The 16,368-nt window shown below is 72.1% G+C and carries 18 protein-coding genes; 12 read left to right on the top strand and 6 right to left on the bottom strand.

What is annotated here, in order from left to right; genetic code table 11:
* Window positions 1–2 precede the first annotated feature (2 nt).
* From KJK29_RS03880 to KJK29_RS03870, 3 genes are read left to right on the top strand one after another with little or no spacing between them, the layout of a single operon-like run.
* Window positions 3–896, top strand: coding sequence for an ATP-binding cassette domain-containing protein (locus KJK29_RS03880; RefSeq protein ID WP_215117188.1), 894 nt, complete (start codon window positions 3–5; stop codon window positions 894–896).
* A 1-nt stretch (window position 897) separates the two neighbouring features.
* On the top strand, window positions 898–1,800 hold the full coding sequence (locus tag KJK29_RS03875; RefSeq protein ID WP_215117186.1) for a sugar phosphate isomerase/epimerase family protein: 903 nt from the start codon (window positions 898–900) through the stop codon (window positions 1,798–1,800).
* Window positions 1,801–1,818: 18 nt separating this feature from the next.
* Window positions 1,819–2,841, top strand: a complete 1,023-nt coding sequence (locus KJK29_RS03870) for a Gfo/Idh/MocA family protein (RefSeq protein WP_215117185.1) — start codon at window positions 1,819–1,821, stop codon at window positions 2,839–2,841.
* 16 nt (window positions 2,842–2,857) lie between these two features.
* Here KJK29_RS03870 and KJK29_RS03865 read toward each other — a convergent pair whose 3' ends face one another.
* On the bottom strand, window positions 2,858–3,874 hold the full coding sequence (locus tag KJK29_RS03865) for a Gfo/Idh/MocA family protein (protein WP_215117184.1): 1,017 nt from the start codon (window positions 3,872–3,874) through the stop codon (window positions 2,858–2,860).
* 101 nt (window positions 3,875–3,975) lie between these two features.
* Here KJK29_RS03865 and KJK29_RS03860 point away from each other — a divergent pair, with 101 nt between their 5' ends.
* Window positions 3,976–4,578, top strand: a complete 603-nt coding sequence (locus KJK29_RS03860; protein ID WP_215117183.1) for a GOLPH3/VPS74 family protein — start codon at window positions 3,976–3,978, stop codon at window positions 4,576–4,578.
* Window positions 4,579–4,616: 38 nt separating this feature from the next.
* On the opposite strand, the gene KJK29_RS03855 is transcribed toward KJK29_RS03860, so the two are convergent.
* The 3 genes from KJK29_RS03855 to KJK29_RS03845 are packed head-to-tail and all read right to left on the bottom strand — an operon-like array spanning window position 4,617 to window position 7,613.
* Window positions 4,617–5,621, bottom strand: coding sequence for a Gfo/Idh/MocA family protein (locus KJK29_RS03855; protein ID WP_215117182.1), 1,005 nt, complete (start codon window positions 5,619–5,621; stop codon window positions 4,617–4,619).
* Window positions 5,622–5,671: 50 nt separating this feature from the next.
* Entirely contained in the window at window positions 5,672–6,448 is a 777-nt protein-coding gene (locus KJK29_RS03850) for an SDR family oxidoreductase (protein WP_215117181.1), read from the bottom strand.
* A 7-nt stretch (window positions 6,449–6,455) separates the two neighbouring features.
* Complete coding sequence (locus tag KJK29_RS03845) at window positions 6,456–7,613, bottom strand: phytanoyl-CoA dioxygenase family protein (RefSeq protein WP_215117179.1); 1,158 nt, start codon at window positions 7,611–7,613, stop codon at window positions 6,456–6,458.
* A 108-nt stretch (window positions 7,614–7,721) separates the two neighbouring features.
* On the opposite strand from KJK29_RS03845, the gene KJK29_RS03840 reads away from it, so the two are divergent.
* Window positions 7,722–8,756: a LacI family DNA-binding transcriptional regulator gene (locus tag KJK29_RS03840; RefSeq protein ID WP_215117178.1), complete on the top strand. Its 1,035-nt coding sequence runs from the start codon at window positions 7,722–7,724 to the stop codon at window positions 8,754–8,756.
* Window positions 8,757–8,781: 25 nt separating this feature from the next.
* A complete protein-coding gene (locus tag KJK29_RS03835; protein ID WP_215117176.1) occupies window positions 8,782–9,393 on the top strand; it encodes a TMEM175 family protein in 612 nt (203 codons plus the stop codon).
* Window positions 9,394–9,403: 10 nt separating this feature from the next.
* On the opposite strand, the gene KJK29_RS03830 is transcribed toward KJK29_RS03835, so the two are convergent.
* Entirely contained in the window at window positions 9,404–10,567 is a 1,164-nt protein-coding gene (locus tag KJK29_RS03830; protein WP_215117175.1) for a Gfo/Idh/MocA family protein, read from the bottom strand.
* A 110-nt stretch (window positions 10,568–10,677) separates the two neighbouring features.
* On the opposite strand from KJK29_RS03830, the gene KJK29_RS03825 reads away from it, so the two are divergent.
* Window positions 10,678–11,682, top strand: coding sequence for a LacI family DNA-binding transcriptional regulator (locus KJK29_RS03825; protein ID WP_215117174.1), 1,005 nt, complete (start codon window positions 10,678–10,680; stop codon window positions 11,680–11,682).
* Window positions 11,683–11,697: 15 nt separating this feature from the next.
* Here KJK29_RS03825 and KJK29_RS03820 read toward each other — a convergent pair whose 3' ends face one another.
* On the bottom strand, window positions 11,698–12,042 hold the full coding sequence (locus tag KJK29_RS03820) for a cupin domain-containing protein (RefSeq protein WP_215117173.1): 345 nt from the start codon (window positions 12,040–12,042) through the stop codon (window positions 11,698–11,700).
* Between the two features lie 142 nt (window positions 12,043–12,184).
* Here KJK29_RS03820 and KJK29_RS03815 point away from each other — a divergent pair, with 142 nt between their 5' ends.
* The 5 genes from KJK29_RS03815 to KJK29_RS03795 are packed head-to-tail and all read left to right on the top strand — an operon-like array spanning window position 12,185 to window position 16,368.
* On the top strand, window positions 12,185–12,835 hold the full coding sequence (locus KJK29_RS03815; RefSeq protein ID WP_215117172.1) for a GntR family transcriptional regulator: 651 nt from the start codon (window positions 12,185–12,187) through the stop codon (window positions 12,833–12,835).
* Window positions 12,836–12,882: 47 nt separating this feature from the next.
* A complete protein-coding gene (locus KJK29_RS03810; RefSeq protein ID WP_215117171.1) occupies window positions 12,883–13,638 on the top strand; it encodes a PIG-L deacetylase family protein in 756 nt (251 codons plus the stop codon).
* The gene (locus KJK29_RS03805; protein ID WP_215117170.1) at window positions 13,635–14,345 is read left to right on the top strand and encodes a 4-carboxy-4-hydroxy-2-oxoadipate aldolase/oxaloacetate decarboxylase; all 711 of its coding nucleotides are present in this window, start codon (window positions 13,635–13,637) and stop codon (window positions 14,343–14,345) included. The genes KJK29_RS03810 and KJK29_RS03805 overlap by 4 nt, the downstream gene beginning before the upstream one ends.
* 11 nt (window positions 14,346–14,356) lie before the next feature.
* Window positions 14,357–15,418, top strand: coding sequence for a 4-oxalomesaconate tautomerase (locus KJK29_RS03800; RefSeq protein ID WP_215124137.1), 1,062 nt, complete (start codon window positions 14,357–14,359; stop codon window positions 15,416–15,418).
* Entirely contained in the window at window positions 15,415–16,368 is a 954-nt protein-coding gene (locus KJK29_RS03795) for a VOC family protein (protein ID WP_215117169.1), read from the top strand. The genes KJK29_RS03800 and KJK29_RS03795 overlap by 4 nt, the downstream gene beginning before the upstream one ends.

Genomic DNA, 16,368 nt, shown 5'->3' with positions numbered 1-16,368 from the left:
CAATGACCAGCGAAGCAACCGCCACCGACGAGGCCGCCGCCAAGGACGCTCCCCTCGTCGAACTCAAGGGCGCCGGCAAGTCCTACGGCAACATCCGCGCCCTGCACGGCGTCGACCTCACCGTCCACCCCGGCCAGGTGACCTGCGTCCTCGGCGACAACGGCGCCGGCAAGTCCACCCTCATCAAGATCATCTCCGGGCTGCACCAGCACACCGAGGGCGAGTTCCTCGTCGACGGCGCCCCCGTGCGCTTCTCCACCCCGCGCGAGGCCCTCGACAAGGGCATCGCCACGGTGTACCAGGACCTCGCCGTCGTCCCGCTGATGCCGGTCTGGCGCAACTTCTTCCTCGGCTCCGAGATCACCAAGGGCCCCTGGCCCGTGCGCCGTCTCGACATCGACACGATGAAGAAGACCGCCGACGAGGAACTGCGCAACATGGGCATCGTCCTCGACGACATGGAGCAGCCCATCGGCACGCTCTCCGGCGGTCAGCGCCAGTGCGTGGCCATCGCCCGCGCCGTCTACTTCGGCGCCCGCGTCCTGATCCTCGACGAGCCGACCGCCGCCCTCGGCGTCAAGCAGTCCGGTGTCGTGCTGAAGTACATCGCCGCCGCCCGCGAGAAGGGCCTCGGCGTCATCTTCATCACCCACAACCCGCACCACGCCTACATGGTCGGCGACCACTTCAGCGTGCTGCGCCTCGGCACCATGGAACTGTCCGCCTCCCGCAGCGAGGTCAGCCTCGAAGAGCTGACCAACCACATGGCCGGCGGTACCGAACTGGCCTCCCTCAAGCACGAGTTGGCGCAAGTACGCGGCGTCGACGTCGAAGAGCTCCCCGAGGCGGGAGAACTCACCGCCCCCGTAGCCTCGTCTTCGGAAGGAAAGTCCTGACATGGCCCTCGCGCTCGACCGCATCCGGGTCGGCTCCGCCCCCGACTCCTGGGGCGTCTGGTTCCCCGACGACCCCCATCAGGTGCCCTGGGTCCGCTTCCTCGACGAGGTCGCCGAAGCCGGCTACTCGTGGATCGAACTCGGCCCGTACGGCTACCTGCCGACCGACCCGGCCCGGCTCACCGACGAGGTGACCAAGCGGAACCTCAAGGTCTCCGCCGGCACCATCTTCTGCGGTCTGCACCGCGGCCCCTCCGAGTGGGAATCCACCTGGGAGCAGGTCAGCAACGTCGCCGCGCTCACCCAGGCGATGGACGCAAAGCACCTCGTCGTCATCCCCTCCTTCTGGCGGGACGACAAGACCGCCGAGATCCTGGAGGCGCCGGAGCTCACCACCGAGCAGTGGCGCAACCTCACCACGGGCATGGAGCGCCTCGGCCGTGAGGTGAAGGACAAGTACGGCCTGGACATCGTCGTCCACCCGCACGCCGACACCCACATCGACACCGAGGAGCACGTCGAGCAGTTCCTCGACTCGACCGACTCCGACGTGGTCAACCTCTGCCTGGACACCGGGCACTACGCCTACTGCGGCGGCGACAGCGTCAAGCTGATCGAGACGTACGGCGAGCGCATCGGCTACCTCCACCTCAAGCAGGTCGACCCGGACATCCTCGCCGACGTCGTCAAGAACGAGGTCCCGTTCGGTCCCGCCGTGCAGCGCGGCGTGATGTGCGAACCGCCCGCCGGCGTCCCCGAGCTGGGCCCGGTCCTGACGGCCGCGCAGAAGCTCGGCGTGGACCTCTTCGCCATCGTCGAGCAGGACATGTACCCCTGCGAGCCGGACAAGCCGCTGCCGATCGCGGTGCGCACCCGCAAGTTCCTGAGGTCCTGCGGCGCCTGACGACCCGAAAGGACGGCCATGACTGAGCGCGCCACCACCCTCGGAGTCGCGGTCATCGGTACCGGAAGGATGGGCGCCGACCATGTGCGCCGCCTCCACGAAGTCACCAGCGGAGCACGGGTGACAGCCGTCGTGGACGTCGACGCGGAACGCGCGAAAGCCGTCGCCGCCCGCGTCGACGGCTGCACCGCCTACACGGACCCGGCCGCCGCGATGGCGGCGGCCGACGTCGACGCCGTCCTGATCGCCTCACCGGGCCCCGCCCACGAGGCCACCCTCCTCGCCGCCTTCGAGCACGATCTGCCCGTCCTGTGCGAGAAGCCCCTCACCCCCGACGCGGCCTCCGCCCTGCGCGTCCTCGAAGCCGAAACGCGCCTCGGCCACCGCCGGGTCCAGGTCGGCTTCATGCGCCGCTACGACCCCGAGTACGCGAAGCTGAAGGCCCTGCTGGCGACCGGTCAGCTGGGCCGCCCGCTGATGGTGCACAACCGGCACCGCAACGCGGCCAGCCCGCCCTTCTTCACCAGCACCATGCTCATCACCGACTCCGTCGCCCACGAGGCCGACGCGACGCGCTGGCTGCTCGGCCACGAGATCACGGCCGTCACGGTGCTGCGCCCCACCTCCTCCGACAACGCCCCCGACGGACTGCGCGACCCGCAGTTCGTCGTCTTCGAGACGGACGGCGGCGCCCTCTCCGACGTGGAGATCTTCGTCAACTGCGGCTTCGGCTACCAGGTCCAGGCCGAGGTGGTCTGCGAACGCGGCACCGCCCGCATCGGCGACGGCCACGCCCTGGTCACCAACATGGCCGGCCGCTGGGGCGGCACCATCGCCCAGGACTTCACCGAACGCTTCGAAACGGCCTACGACCACGAGATCCAGGCCTGGGCCGACGCCACCCGCCGCGGCGAGGTCACCGGCCCGAGCGTCTGGGACGGTTACGCGGCCGCGGCGGTGTGCGAGGCGGGGGTACGGGCGCTGGAGGACGGGGGGCGGGTGGAGGTCGAATTGGTGGAGAGACCCGAGCTCTACGTGTGACCGGGCCCGGGCCCGGTCACACCCGGGTCCGAGGCCGGGGCTCGAACCCGGCCGCACGGTAAGCGGCGTCGATCAGCTCCATGGTCGTCACCGCGTCGTCCGCGTCCAGCGGCAGCGGAGCACCGTCGCGCACCCGGGCGGCGAACGCCTCCAGCTGGTACGTGTACGACGAGCGCGTCCCGAGCCGTTCCGTACGCTCGCCCTGCGGGGTGCGGACCACGATCCGGTCGTCCCGCTGGGGCAGCACGAAGTTCGGGGCCGTCGCCTCGCCCCGGGAGCCGACGATCCGGATGCTCATCTCCAGCCCGTCGTACGCCATGTGACAGCGGGCGGAGCCCGTCGCGCCCCCGGGGAACTCCAGATCGGCGTCCAGCCACTCGTCGACCCCGGGCGCGCCCGCCCGCTCCCCGCCCCGGGCCCCGGCCAGGCGCGGTGCGCCGCCCGCCCAGGGGGCCAGCATCCGCAGCGCGTGCAGGCTGTAGCAGCCCAGGTCCATCAGGGCACCGCCGGCCAGCGGCAGCGACCAGCGGGGGTCGGTGTCCGGCGGGGCGGCGATGGCGACCATGGCCTCGGCGTGCCGCAGCTCGCCGAGTTCGCCCGAGTCCAGCAGCTCGTGCAGGCGGCGGGTGACCGGGTGGAAGAGGTAGTGGAAGGCCTCCATGAAGACCGTCCCGGCCTTGTGGGCGGCCTGCCGTACCTCCGCCGCCTCTGCCGTGTTGCTCGCCGAGGGCTTCTCCGACAGGACGTGCTTGCCCGCCGCGAGGGCGGCCAGGTTCCACGGGCCGTGCAGGCCGTTGGCGAGCGGGTTGTAGACGACGTCGATCTCGGGATCGGCCACCAGCTCGGCGTACGACCCCGCCACCCGCTCCACACCGTGCTCGGAGGCGAATGCCTCGGCGCGGGCGCGGTCGCGGGCGGCCACCGCGACGAGGCGGTGGCCGGTCGCCCGGGCCGGGTCGATCAGGGAGCGTTCGGTGATCCGCGCGGCTCCCAGCAGTCCTATGCGCAGGGGTTCCCGGTCCGGTTCGCTCATGCCTGTCATTCCTCCTCGTAGTGGCCTCGCGGCATACGGATCCTGGTCGCCCCGCGGGCGGTCGCGGCGTAGCGTGATCAGTGCCTCCGAGGGGAGCGGTGATGGGTACAGCACGTGACCTGATGATCGTGGCGATGGACACGGCCGCCGACCCGCCGGTGACGCAGGGTGAACTGTCGCTCGGGCTGGCCGGGGCCGAGGTGATCGACTTGCTCGGTGCCGAGGTGGTGACGCTGGACGGCGACCGCATCGTGTCCCGCCCCGCGCCGCCCCTCGACGACCCTCTGCTGGAGCGGGCGGCGACGGCACTGGTGTGTGAGGAGCCGTACGAGCCGGTCGAGGACTGGCTGTGGCGCAGGGGCCGCGGACTGGCCCAGGAGTACCTGACCGCCCTCGAGGAAGAGGGGCTCCTCGCACGGCCGCGGGCCTCCTGGATCCGCTTCCGAGGCACCTTGCCGACGCCGGTCGAGTCCCCCGCCCGGGAGCGCGCCCGGCACCGCCGGGCGACCGACGAACCGGTGCTCGCCACACTCGCGGCGGCCGTCGGAGCGCGCGACGAGGTGCCCGAGGACCTCCCGGTGCCCGACGACGCCGCCCAGGCCGTGCTCACCGCCGTGGCCGACGCCGTGGCGGAACTGGGCGCCGTCCGCCGTCGACGGGCCATCGAGGACGAGGCGTTCGCCAACGTCTGGCGCGCTCCCTGAGCCCGCGGGTGCCAGGGCCCGCCTCCCGCAGCGGAACGTCAGAGCGCCCGTACCTCCTCGATCGTCACGGGACGGTGCTCGTGCAGCGACAGGGTGCACGCGTCGGCGATCCAGCCCGCCTCCAGAGCGTCCTCGATCGTGCAGGGGGAGGGGCGGGTGCCGGCGACGACCTCGGTGAACGCGGTCAGTTCGGCGCGGTAGGCCTCGGTGAAGCGGTCCATGAAGAAGTCGTGCGGGGTGCCCGCGGGGAAGGTCACGCCCGGCTCGACCGAGCGCAGCGGGAGCTTGTCCTCCAGGCCGACGGCGATGGAGTCGGTGAAGCCGTGGATCTCCATGCGGACGTCGTAACCACGGGCGTTGTGGCGGGAGTTGGAGACCACCGCGATGGTGCCGTCGTCGAGGGTGAGGATCGCGCCGGTGGTGTCGGCGTCACCGGCCTCCTTGATGAAGTCGGCGCCGCGGTTGCCGCCGACGGCGTACACCTCCGTCACCTCACGGCCGGTCACCCAGCGGATGATGTCGAAGTCGTGCACCGAGCAGTCGCGGAAGATGCCGCCGGAGGCGGCGATGTACGCGGCCGGCGGCGGCGCCGGGTCCAGCGTGGTCGACCGCACGGTGTGCAGTGTGCCCAGCTCACCGGCCTGGACCGCGGCCCGCGCGGCGACGAACCCGGCGTCGAAACGGCGGTTGTAGCCGATCTGGATCGGCACGTCCCGGCCCTGTACGGCCTTGAGCACCTCGACGCCCTCGCTCATCGTCTTGGCGACGGGCTTCTCGCAGAAGACGGGGACACCGGCCTCGACCCCGGCCAGGATCAGCGCCGGGTGGGCGTCGGTCGCCGCCGCGACGACGATGCCGTCCACGCCGGCGGCCAGCAGGGCCTCGGGCGAGTCCACGACCTCGGCACCGAACCGCTCGGCCGCGGCCTTGGCGGCACCCGCGAACGGGTCGGTGACGACGAGCGACTCGACGGCGTCGAGCCCGGACAGGGTCTCGGCGTGAAAGGCGCCGATACGGCCGAGGCCGAGGATTCCGATACGCATGGGTATTGCTCCTTGGTGTCAACAGGGGGTGGTGCTGCGCGCTGTGTTCCTCAGTCGAGTCCGCCGAGGACGTTCTGATCCCAATCGATGATCGACCCGGTGACCACCCCGGACCGGTCCGACAGCAGGAGGACCACGAAGTCGGCGATCTCGTCCGGCTGCCCCAGCTTGCCCATCGGCAGCTTCGCGGCGGCCTGGTCACGCCAGTCGTCCCCGGCCCCGTGGAAGGCCTTCTGCGTGGCGTCCTCGCCCTCCGTCGCCGTCCAGCCGATGTTCAGCCCGTTGATCCGGACCCGGTCCCACCGGTGCGCGTGCGCGGCGTTGCGGGTCAGCCCGATCAGCCCCGCCTTCGCGGCGACGTACGGCGCGAGGAACGGCTGCCCGCCGTGCGCCGACGACGTGATGATGTTGACGACCGTGCCGGGCGCCTTCCGCGCGACCATGTCGGCGACCGCCGCCTGCATGGCGAAGAACGGCCCCTTGAGGTTGATCCCGATGTGCTGGTCGAACAGCTCGGGCGTGGTGTCCAGCAGCGTCCCGCGCGAGGTCAGCCCGGCGGAGTTCACCAGGCAGTCGACACGGCCGTACGCCTGGACGACCCGGGCCACGGAGTCCTTCGCCTGCTCGGCGTCCGACAGGTCGGCCCGGACGTACAGGGCCTTGCCGCCCGCGGCGATCAGCTCCTCCACCAAGGCCTCGCCGGGCTCGGGGCGCCGCCCGGTGACGGCCACGACCGCCCCCTCGCGGACGGCGGCCCGCGCGACGGCGGCGCCGACGCCCTGGCTGCCGCCGTTGACCAGGACGACCTTGTTGTCGAGAAGTCCCACGAAGTCCTCAGCTCTCTCGTCGTTCGGTGCCGGCCCGCAGCCGCGCCCGCAGCGCCCGCGGCGTCCACTTCTCGCGCAGCGCCCGCCGCAGGAGATCCGCCTGCGAGGGCGGGGCCAGACCGTCGAGCGGTGGGTCGCTGTCGAGGTTGGTGGGGAAGGGGTAGCCCTCGGCGCTCGCCGCGATCACCCTCTCCAGCCACGCCTGGTCCCGGCCTTCGGCCTCCCGCCGCAGCAGCACCGGGTACACCGCGTTCGCCACGGCTTCCCGGTCCACCGTCTCCATCGCGCGCCCGAACGCGGACGACACCTGCAGCAGGTTGGCCATGCGCCGGATGTCCGCCGAGCGGTTGGTGCCGGCGGCGTGGAAGAGGGCCGGGTTGAAGAACACCGCGTCGCCCTTCGCGAGCGGCAACTGCACTTGGTGCGCCTCGAAGTACGCCCGGAACGGCGGGAGCCGCCAGGCGAGATAGCCGGGCTCGTACTTCTGCGAGTGCGGCAGATACATCGTCGGCCCGGACTCCACCGGCATGTCGCAGTGCGCGACCGCGCCCTGGAGGGTCAGCACGGGGGAGAGGCGGTGCACGTGCGCGGGGTAGGCGGCGGCGACCTCGTTCGACAGGAAGCCCAGGTGGTAGTCGCGGTGCGCGCTCTGCGCGGCGCCGCCCGGGTTGACCACGTTGAGCTGCGAGGTGACCTGGTAGCCGGGGCCCAGCCAGGCCGTGGCGACCAGCGCCAGCACCTCGTTGGCGTAGTAGTCGGCGAAGGCCTCCGCGTCGTACAGGGCCGCCTTCTCCAGCGCGTTCCACACCCGGTCGTTGGCGCCCGGCTTCGCGAAATGGTCACCGGCGGTCGCGCCCGAGGCGCGCTGCTCGGCGATCAGCGCCTCGAACACGGCGGTGGCCCGGTCCACGACGTCCGGGTCGGGAAACGCCCCGCGGAAGACGACGATGCCGGGCCCGTCGGCGAGCGCCCGCACCAGCTCGGCCTGGACCACCCGGTCGCCCTCCAGCAGCCCGGTGTCGTAGACCGGCACGTTCCGCTCCACGGCGGAGGCGTGCGGATAGTCGGCGGGGTCGGTGTCCTGCTCGACCAGCGCGCGGAACGCGTCGAGATCGCAGTCCTGCTCGGACAGCCAGGCACGGTGGTGTACGGAAGTGAAGGACATCGTCGTCCCTTCGGGGTCACGGAGCGACGCAGCCCTGTCATTCTTGTCATTACAAACCCCTCGAACAACCAGCAGGCAGCCATCAAAAACCCCTCAAGGAGCCGGCGCATGGGCCACCCCTTCCCGATCCGGGAGATCGCCCGCCAGGCGGGACTGAGCGAGGCGACCGTCGACCGGGTGCTCAACGGCCGGGGCGGGGTGCGGGAGAGCACCGCGCGGGAGGTGCGCCGGGCGATAGCCGACCTGGACCGGCAGCGCACCCAGGTCCGGCTCGTCGGCCGGACGTTCATGGTCGACATCGTGATGCAGGCGCCCGAGCGCTTCACCACGGCGATCCGCGCCGCCCTGGAGGCCGAGCTGCCGTCCCTGCACCCGGCGGTGCTGCGCTCCCGCTTCCACTTCCGTGAGACCGGCCCGGTCGGGGAACTGGTGCGCACCCTGGACCGGATCGCCCGGCGCGGCTCGCAGGGCGTCATCCTCAAGGCCCCGGACGTCCCGGAGATCACCGCCGCCGTCGGCCGGCTCGAAGCCGCCGGCATCCCGGTCGTGACCCTGGTGACGGACCTGCCCGCCAGCGCCCGACGCGCCTATGTCGGCATCGACGACCGGGCCGCCGGGGCGACGGCCGCGTATCTGACGGGACAGTGGCTCGGCGACCGGCCGGGCAACATCCTCACCAGCCTCAGCAGCGGCTTCTTCCGCAACGAGGAGGAGCGCGAGATGGGCTTCCGAGGGGTGATGCGTGCTCGGCACCCCGAGCGCACGCTCGTCGAGATCGCCGAGGGGCAGGGCCTCGACGCCACCCAGTACGACCTCGTCCGGGCCGCGCTGGAACGCGACCCGGACATCCGCGCGGTGTACTCGATCGGCGGCGGCAACATCGCCACGCTCAGGGCGTTCGAGGACCTCGGCCGCGAGTGCGCCGTGTTCGTGGCGCACGACCTCGACCAGGACAACACCCGGCTGCTGCGCGAGCACCGCCTGTCCGCCGTGCTCCACCACGACCTGCGCCAGGACGTACGCGAGGCCTGCCACACCGTCATGCGGGCGCACGACGCGCTGCCGCCGGCGGGAGTGACGCCGCCGTCCGCGATCCAGGTGGTGACGCCGTACAACATGCCGCCGCAGGCCCCGGGTGTGTGAGGCGGGGTGCCTTACCGTCGTGCCCATGTGGACATCGCGCCCGGACGGCGGGCCCGAGCGGTTGGTGACCCTGGTCGACGGTGTGTTCGCCATCGCCATCACCCTGCTCGTCCTGGATCTCAACGTGCCCCGGGATCTCGAACCCGCCGCGTATCGCGAGTCCCTGCGGGCGCTGCTGCCGGACCTCGGCGCCTACGCGCTGAGCGTCGTGGTGCTGGGCAGCTTCTGGCGGGACCATCGCCGGATCTTCCAGGACGTCCGCGAGATCGACGGACAGGTCATCGTCGTCTCCATCGTCGGCCTGGGTGTCGCGGCGCTCGTGCCCTTCCCGACCCGGCTGCTCGCCGAGTACGGCGCCCAGTCCGTGTCGGTCGCCGTCTACGCGGCCGCGGTCGCCGCGCTCGGCGCCTGCCATCTCACGGTGGCCGCCGTCCTGGCGAAGCGCCCCTGGCTGCGCCACGGCACGCCCTCCGAGGCGGGGACCGGGCTCTACCTGCTCGACAGCGCGACGACGGTGGTGGTCTTCCTCGCCACCGTCCCGCTGGCCCTGGTGGCCGGTCCCAGGATCATGTGGCTGTGGCTCGTCCTCGTCCCGGCGAAGGTCTTCCTGGGCCGACGGCTGCAGAGCCCGCGCTGACGGTACGGCGTCAGGCCCGCCCGGCCACGTCCGCCCACGCACCACCGGCCGCCGATCGCGCCATCGCGTCCAGCGCGGCGGCGCTGTGCACGGCGTCCGTGAGCGTCGCCCCGTGCGGGGTGCCCTCGGCGACCGACCGGAGGAAGCGGTACGCCTCGATGACCTTCAGGTCGTCGTAACCCATCGAGTTCGCCGCACCGGGTTGGAACGCGGCGAACTCGCCGTGGCCCGGGCCGACGTACACCGTGGTGACGGACTGGTCCTGGTACGTCGTGCCGCGGCTGACGCCCAGTTCGTTCATACGGCGGAAGTCCCAGAACACCGCGCCCTTCGTGCCGTGCACCTCGAAGCCGTAGTTGTTCTGCTCGCCGACCGAGACCCGGCAGGCCTCCAGCACACCGCGGGCCCCGGAGGCGAAGCGCAGCAGGCAGCTCACGTAGTCCTCGTTCTCGACGGGGCCGATCTCCCCGCCGGAGGCGCGGCTGTGGCCCGCCGTGGCGCCGGTCGGGCGGGCCCGCTCGGGCAGGAAGATCGCCGTGTCGGCGGTGAGGGAGGTGATGTCGCCGAGCAGATGCCGGGCCAGGTCGACGCCGTGCGAGGCCAGGTCGCCCAGCACCCCGCTGCCGCCCCGCTCCCGCTCGTACCGCCAGGTCAGCGCACCCTCGGGATGAGCCGCGTAGTCGCTGAACAGCCGGATGCGGACATGCGTGACCGTGCCGATCTCCCCGGAGGCGATCAGCTCGCGGGCCGCCTCCACGGCGGGCGCGTTGCGGTAGTTGAAGCCGACGGTGCCCTGCACGCCCGCCTTCGCCACCGCGTCCGCCACCGCGCCGGCGTCCTCGGCGGTCAGACCCACCGGCTTCTCGATCCAGATGTGCTTGCCCGCCTCGGCCATGGCGACGCCGATCTCGCGGTGCAGGAAGTTGGGCGCGGTGATGCTGACCGCCTTCACCCGGGGGTCGGCGGCCACCTCGCGCCAGTCACGCGTCGTCGAGGCGAACCCGAACTGCGCGGCGGCCTCCTCCGCCCGGCCCGGCACCTCCTCGGCGACCGTCACCAGCTCCGGGACGAGGGGCAACCGCGGAAAGTGGTGCCGCACGCGCGCGTACGCCTGGGTGTGCACCCGCCCCATCCAGCCGAATCCGATGACGGCGACGCCGAGCGTGTCCACCATGAGAGCCCCTCTTTGGACCGTTCCAGAACCTGTCCAGCCCACCCTGAGCGCGGTTTCCCGTGGCTGTCAAGCCTTTGACAAGCGCCGGACCCTCATGGAACGGTCCATCCATGAGACCGCCGACGATCCGCGACGTGGCCGAACGGGCCGGCGTCTCCAAGTCGCTGGTCTCCCTGGTGCTGCGCGGCTCCGACCAGGTGCGCCCCGAGAAGCGGGACGCCGTGCTCCGGGTCGCCCGGGAACTCGGCTACCGGCCCAACGCCGCCGCCCGCAGTCTCAGCGAACAGCGCACCCGCACGGTCGGTGTCCTCCTCAACGACCTGCGCAATCCCTGGTTCGTCGACCTCCTCGACGGCCTGAACTCCCTGCTGCACGCCCACGGCCTGCACATGCTGCTGGCCGACGCGCGCCTGAACCGCCGCACCGGCCAGGACCCGGCCGACCCGCTGCTGGACCTGCGCGTCGACGGGCTGGTCGTGGTCGGCACCCTGCCCGACCCGGCGGCCCTCGGCGCGGTCGCCGCGCGCATGCCGGTCGTCCTGGCGGGCGCCCGCGAGCCGGTGCCGCCCGGGGTGGACCAGGTCGCGGGCGACGACGAGAAGGGCGCCCGGCTGGTCACCGAGCACCTCATCGGCCTCGGCCACCGCCGCATCGCACACCTGGCCGGTTACGGAGCCGTCGGCGAACTGCGCCGCCGCAGCTTCGAGGCGACGATGCGGGAGCACGGCCTGGCGGACGGGGCCCTCGTCGAGACCGGCGACATGACCGAGGAGGGCGGCTACCGCGCCGCCGTCCGCCTCCTCAACCGCGCCGAGCGGCCCACGGCCGTCTTCGCCGTCAACGACATCACCTGCGTCGGCGCCCTCTCGGCGGCGGAGGAACTGGGCCTGCGCGTCCCGCGCGACGTGTCCCTCGTCGGCTACGACAACACGAGCATCTCCCGGCTGCGCCATCTGTGGCTCACCACCGTCGACAACGCCGGCCACGAGGTCGGCCGCCGCGCCGCCCGCTTCCTCCTCGACCGCTTCGAACGGCCCGGGGGAGAGGGGCGCCTGCACCTGGCGACGCCGACGCTGGAGGTCCGGGGGTCGACGGCGCCTCCGCACGCGAGCTGAACCGGTACCTCCCGGTCAGAGGTTGATCGCGTACGCCTTGCGCAGCGTCTTGTGCACCGTCCACGTCGTACGGTCGCCCTCGCGCAGGACGGCCATGTCGCCGGGGCCGACCGTGAGCGTCGGACCGCCCTCGAACTCGATCGTCGCCGAGCCGCTGACCACCACGAACAGTTCGTCGGCCTCGGTGTCGGTGACCACGCCGGGCGTGATCTGCCAGATCCCCCGCACCTGACGGCCGTCCTCCGACTCCCAGACCACCTTCCCGGTCACCTCGGGCGTCCCGGAGACGATCTGCTCGGGAGCCAGCGGCTCGGGTTCGAGCTCGGCGTCGGGGATGTGGAGTACGAAGCTGTGCGTCATGCGGCCGACCCTAGCGGCGCCGGGCGGGGGAGCGGCGCCGGACCCCCACGCATAGATGCGCGACGAGATGCCGACGAAATTGTTGACAATTATGTCGGGCTAGATTTACGTTCGACAGGCACTCACTCAGGGAGGGCAACGCATGCCGACTCAAGCCCGTCCGAGCACCGGAGAGCAGGCCAAGCAGCACGCGCTCGCGCAGCTGCGGCAGGCGATCCTGCACGGCGAGATGGCACCGGCCCAGCGGCTGGTGGAGAACGAACTCGCCGAGCAGTTCGGTGTGACGAGGGCCAGCATCCGCGCGGCACTGATCGATCTGGAGGCCCAGGGACTGGTCGAGCGGATCCGCAACCGCGGCTCGCGGGTGCGGGTCGTGACCGTGGAGGAAGCGGTCGCCATCACCGAGTGCCGCATGGCCCTGGAAGGGCTGTGCGCGGCGAAGGCGGCCGTGGCGGCGAGCGATGAGCAACTGGCCGAACTGACCGCCCTCGGCACGGCGATGACCAAGGCGGTGGCCGACGGAGAGCCGGTCACCTACTCGGAGCTCAACCACGAACTGCATGCCCGCGTCCGGGAGTTCTCCGGCCAGCGGACGGCCGTGGAACTGCTGGAGCGACTCAATGCCCAACTGGTGCGCCACCGCTTCCAGTTGGCGCTACGGCCGGGACGCCCCCAGCAATCCCTGAACGAGCACCTGGCCATGATCGAGACGATCAGGGCCAGGGACCCGCAGGCGGCCGAGGCGGCCGTCCGCGCCCACCTCGGCAGTGTGATCGAGGCGTTGCGCGACTGACCCACGCGTGAGGCGGGCGCGCACCTGTCCAACGAGGAGACACCAGCATGACCCACGGCAACGCGCCCGCCACCTCCCCACCACGGTCCACCCTCGTCGTCACCGCGCACGCGGGCGACTTCGTGTGGCGGGCGGGCGGCGCCATCGCCCTGGCCGCCTCCCGGGGCGAGCAGGTCACCATCGCGTGCCTGACCTTCGGCGAGCGCGGCGAGTCCGCCAAGGCGTGGCGCGAGGGGAGGAAGCTGGAGGAGATCAAGGCGCTGCGCCGCGAGGAGGCCGAGCGGGCCGCCGCCGTCCTCGGTGCCGAGGTCCGCTTCTTCGACGCAGGCGACTACCCGCTCCTCGTCACCCCCGAGCTGACCGACCGGCTCGTCGCGCTCTACCGGGACATCCAGCCCGATGTCGTGCTCACCCACCCGGCGGACGACCCGTACAACGGCGACCACCCGGCCGCCCACCGCATGGCCCTGGAGGCCAGGATCCTCGCCCAGGCCATCGGCTACCCGGGCGAAGGCGACATCATCGGCGCCCCGCCGGTCTTCTGCTTCGAACCGCACCAGCCCGAGATGAGCGGCTTCCGGCCCGAGGTGCTGCTCGACATCACCGAGGTCTGGGAGACCAAGCGCGAGGCCATGGAGTGCCTCGCCGCCCAGCGGCACCTGTGGGACTACTACACCGACCTCGCCGTCCGCCGCGGCGTCCAGCTCAAGCGCAACGCGGGCCCCAACCTGGGCCTGCCGCACAAGACCCTGGCCGAGGCCTATATGCGCCCCTTCCCGCAGATCGCGAAGGAGCTGGCATGAGCGGCGTCATCGTCACCGGCCCGCCGAAGGCACACCCCGAGGACGTCGAGGCCCTCGCCGGGTACGGCGTCGCCACCGTCCACGAGGCCATGGGCCGTACCGGACTGCTCGGCCCGGGCCTGCGCCCCGTCCAGCGGGACACCCGGATCGCGGGCACCGCCGTCACGGTGCTCAGCTGGCCCGGCGACAACCTCATGATCCATGCCGCCGTGGAGCAGTGCGGCCCGGGCGACGTCCTGGTGGTGACCACCACCTCGCCCTCCACCGACGGCATGTTCGGCGAACTGTTCGCCACCGCGCTCGGGCGGCGGGGCGTGCGCGGCCTGGTCATCAACGCCGGCGTCCGCGACACCGCCGAACTGCGCGCCCTGGGCTTCCCCGCCTGGGCCGCCGCCGTGTCCGCCCAGGGCACCGTCAAGGCCACCGGCGGATCGGTCAACGTACCGGTCGTGATCGGCGGCCAGGTGATCCGCCCCGGCGATGTGATCCTCGCCGACGACGACGGTGTCGTGGTCGTCCCCCGCGAGCGGGCCCGGCACACGGCCAAGGCCTCCGAGGCCCGCGAGCGTAAGGAGGCCGCCACCCGCGCCGCCTTCCTCGACGGCCAACTGGGCCTGGACCGCTACGGGTTGCGCGAGCAACTCGTGCGGCTCGGCGTGACGTACACGTCCTACGAGGACCATCTGCGGTCCGGGGAGCGGCCGTGACCGTGCGCTGCATGGTGATGCGCGGCGGCACCTCCAAGGGCGCCTACTTCCTCGCCGAGGACCTGCCCGCTGCCCCGGACGCGCGCGACGCGCTCCTGCTCCGCCTCATGGGCGGCCCCGACGCACGCCAGATCGACGGCCTGGGCGGTGGGCACCCCCTCACCAGCAAGGTCGCCGTGGTGTCGCCCTCCACCGACCCGCGCGCCGACATCGACTACCTGTTCCTCCAAGTGGCCGTCGACCGGCCTGAGGTGAGTGATCGCCAGAACTGCGGCAACATCCTGGCCGGTGTCGGCCCGTTCGCCGTGGAACGCGGGCTGGTCCCGGCGGGGGAGGAGCGGACCGTCGTCCGGATCCGCATGGTCAACTCGGGCGCCCTCGCGACGGCGTCCTTCGCCACCCCGGGCGGCCGGATGGACTACACGGGGGACACCGAGATCGCCGGAGTCCCCGGCACCGCCGCCCCCGTGACCCTCGAATTCCCGCCCGGCGACGGCGTGTTGCTCCCCACCGGCAACACCCGGGAAGACATCGACGGCGTCCGCGTCACCTGCGTGGACAACGGCATGCCGACCGTGCTGATGGCAGCCACCGCCCTCGACGTCACCGGCTACGAGACCCCCTCCGACCTGGAGGAGAACACCGCCCTCACCGACCGGCTGCACGCGATCCGGCTGAAGACGGGCCGGCTCATGGGGCTCGGCGACGTGACGGATGCGACCGTGCCCAAACTGACCCTGCTGGCCCCGCCCCGCGACGGCGGCGCGGTCACCACCCGCACCTTCATCCCCGTACGCTGCCACCCCTCGATCGGCGTGCTCGGCGCGGCCGGTGTCGCCGCCGGACTGCGCGTCGAGGGCGGCGTCGGCGCCGACCTCGCCCACCTGCCCGCCGGAACCGACCGGGTGCGCCTCGAACACCCCACCGGCTTCCTGGACATCGAGTGCGCGATCGGCACCGACACCGCGGGCAGGCCCGTGGCCCGCCGTACGGCCGTGGTGCGCACCGCCCGCAAGATCTTCGACGGCACGGTGTTCCCCGCCCCCGCTCACCCCCTCAAGGACTCCCGATGACGACCCCACCCCTGGGCGACATCGCCCACATCGGCCACACCCAGCTCTTCACCCCCGACCTGGACGCCAGCGTCGCCTTCTGCACCGACTACCTGGGCCTCACCGTCAGCGGCCAGGACGGCGGCACGGTCTTCCTGCGGACCTACGACGACTACGAGCACCACAGCCTCGTCCTCACCGCCCGCGACCGGCCGGGCCTCGGCCGGCTCGCCCTGCGCACCGCCGGCGAGGAGGCGCTGCACCGCCGCGTCCGGGCGATCGAGGAGGCCGGCGGCACCGGCCACTGGACCGAGGACGAACCCGGCCTCGGCAAGCTCTACGTCACCACCGACCCGGACGGCCACGAACACGCCCTGTACTGGGAGAGCGAGCACTACCGGGCCCCCGACGAGCTGAAGCCCGCGCTGAAGAACCAGCCCCAGGCCAAGCCCGGCCACGGAGTCGGCGTACGACGGCTCGACCACGTCAACTTCCTCGCCGCCGACGTGCTCGCGAACGCCGAGTTCCAGCAACGCGTCCTCGGCGCCCGGCCGACCGAACAGATCCGCCTCGACTCCGGCCGGATCGCGGCCCGCTGGCTCACCTTCACCGACAAGTCCTACGACGTCGTCTACACCGAGGACTGGACCGGCTCGAAGGGGCGCCTGCACCACATCGCCTTCGCCACCGACACCCGCGAGGACATCCTGCGCGCCGCCGATCTCGCCATCGACACCGGCGTGTTCATCGAGACGGGCCCGCACAAGCACGCCATCCAGCAGACGTTCTTCCTCTACGTCTACGAGCCCGGCGGCAACCGCGTCGAACTGTGCAACCCGCTCACCCGCCTGGTCCTGGCCCCCGACTGGCCGCTGATCACCTGGACCGAGGCGGAGCGCGCCAAGGGCCAGGCCTGGGGGCTCAAGACCATCGAGTCCTTCCACACGCACGGGACACCGCCGACCGCCTGA

Source organism: Streptomyces koelreuteriae, assembly GCF_018604545.1.
GTDB lineage: Bacteria > Actinomycetota > Actinomycetes > Streptomycetales > Streptomycetaceae > Streptomyces > Streptomyces koelreuteriae.
Note: the sequence above shows the minus strand (reverse complement) of the source record. Positions and strands in the feature narration are given on the sequence as shown.

What these genes read in the sequence shown, in the direction of transcription:
- KJK29_RS03880 (WP_215117188.1), top strand. Translation starts at nt 3, where the DNA reads ATGACCAGCGAAGCAACCGCCACCGACGAGGCCGCCGCCAAGGACGCT.
- KJK29_RS03875 (WP_215117186.1), top strand. Translation starts at nt 898, where the DNA reads ATGGCCCTCGCGCTCGACCGCATCCGGGTCGGCTCCGCCCCCGACTCC.
- KJK29_RS03870 (WP_215117185.1), top strand. Translation starts at nt 1,819, where the DNA reads ATGACTGAGCGCGCCACCACCCTCGGAGTCGCGGTCATCGGTACCGGA.
- KJK29_RS03865 (WP_215117184.1), bottom strand. Translation starts at nt 3,874, where the DNA reads ATGAGCGAACCGGACCGGGAACCCCTGCGCATAGGACTGCTGGGAGCC.
- KJK29_RS03860 (WP_215117183.1), top strand. Translation starts at nt 3,976, where the DNA reads ATGGGTACAGCACGTGACCTGATGATCGTGGCGATGGACACGGCCGCC.
- KJK29_RS03855 (WP_215117182.1), bottom strand. Translation starts at nt 5,621, where the DNA reads ATGCGTATCGGAATCCTCGGCCTCGGCCGTATCGGCGCCTTTCACGCC.
- KJK29_RS03845 (WP_215117179.1), bottom strand. Translation starts at nt 7,613, where the DNA reads ATGTCCTTCACTTCCGTACACCACCGTGCCTGGCTGTCCGAGCAGGAC.
- KJK29_RS03840 (WP_215117178.1), top strand. Translation starts at nt 7,722, where the DNA reads ATGGGCCACCCCTTCCCGATCCGGGAGATCGCCCGCCAGGCGGGACTG.
- KJK29_RS03835 (WP_215117176.1), top strand. Translation starts at nt 8,782, where the DNA reads ATGTGGACATCGCGCCCGGACGGCGGGCCCGAGCGGTTGGTGACCCTG.
- KJK29_RS03830 (WP_215117175.1), bottom strand. Translation starts at nt 10,567, where the DNA reads ATGGTGGACACGCTCGGCGTCGCCGTCATCGGATTCGGCTGGATGGGG.
- KJK29_RS03825 (WP_215117174.1), top strand. Translation starts at nt 10,678, where the DNA reads ATGAGACCGCCGACGATCCGCGACGTGGCCGAACGGGCCGGCGTCTCC.
- KJK29_RS03820 (WP_215117173.1), bottom strand. Translation starts at nt 12,042, where the DNA reads ATGACGCACAGCTTCGTACTCCACATCCCCGACGCCGAGCTCGAACCC.
- KJK29_RS03815 (WP_215117172.1), top strand. Translation starts at nt 12,185, where the DNA reads ATGCCGACTCAAGCCCGTCCGAGCACCGGAGAGCAGGCCAAGCAGCAC.
- KJK29_RS03810 (WP_215117171.1), top strand. Translation starts at nt 12,883, where the DNA reads ATGACCCACGGCAACGCGCCCGCCACCTCCCCACCACGGTCCACCCTC.
- KJK29_RS03805 (WP_215117170.1), top strand. Translation starts at nt 13,635, where the DNA reads ATGAGCGGCGTCATCGTCACCGGCCCGCCGAAGGCACACCCCGAGGAC.
- KJK29_RS03800 (WP_215124137.1), top strand. Translation starts at nt 14,357, where the DNA reads ATGGTGATGCGCGGCGGCACCTCCAAGGGCGCCTACTTCCTCGCCGAG.
- KJK29_RS03795 (WP_215117169.1), top strand. Translation starts at nt 15,415, where the DNA reads ATGACGACCCCACCCCTGGGCGACATCGCCCACATCGGCCACACCCAG.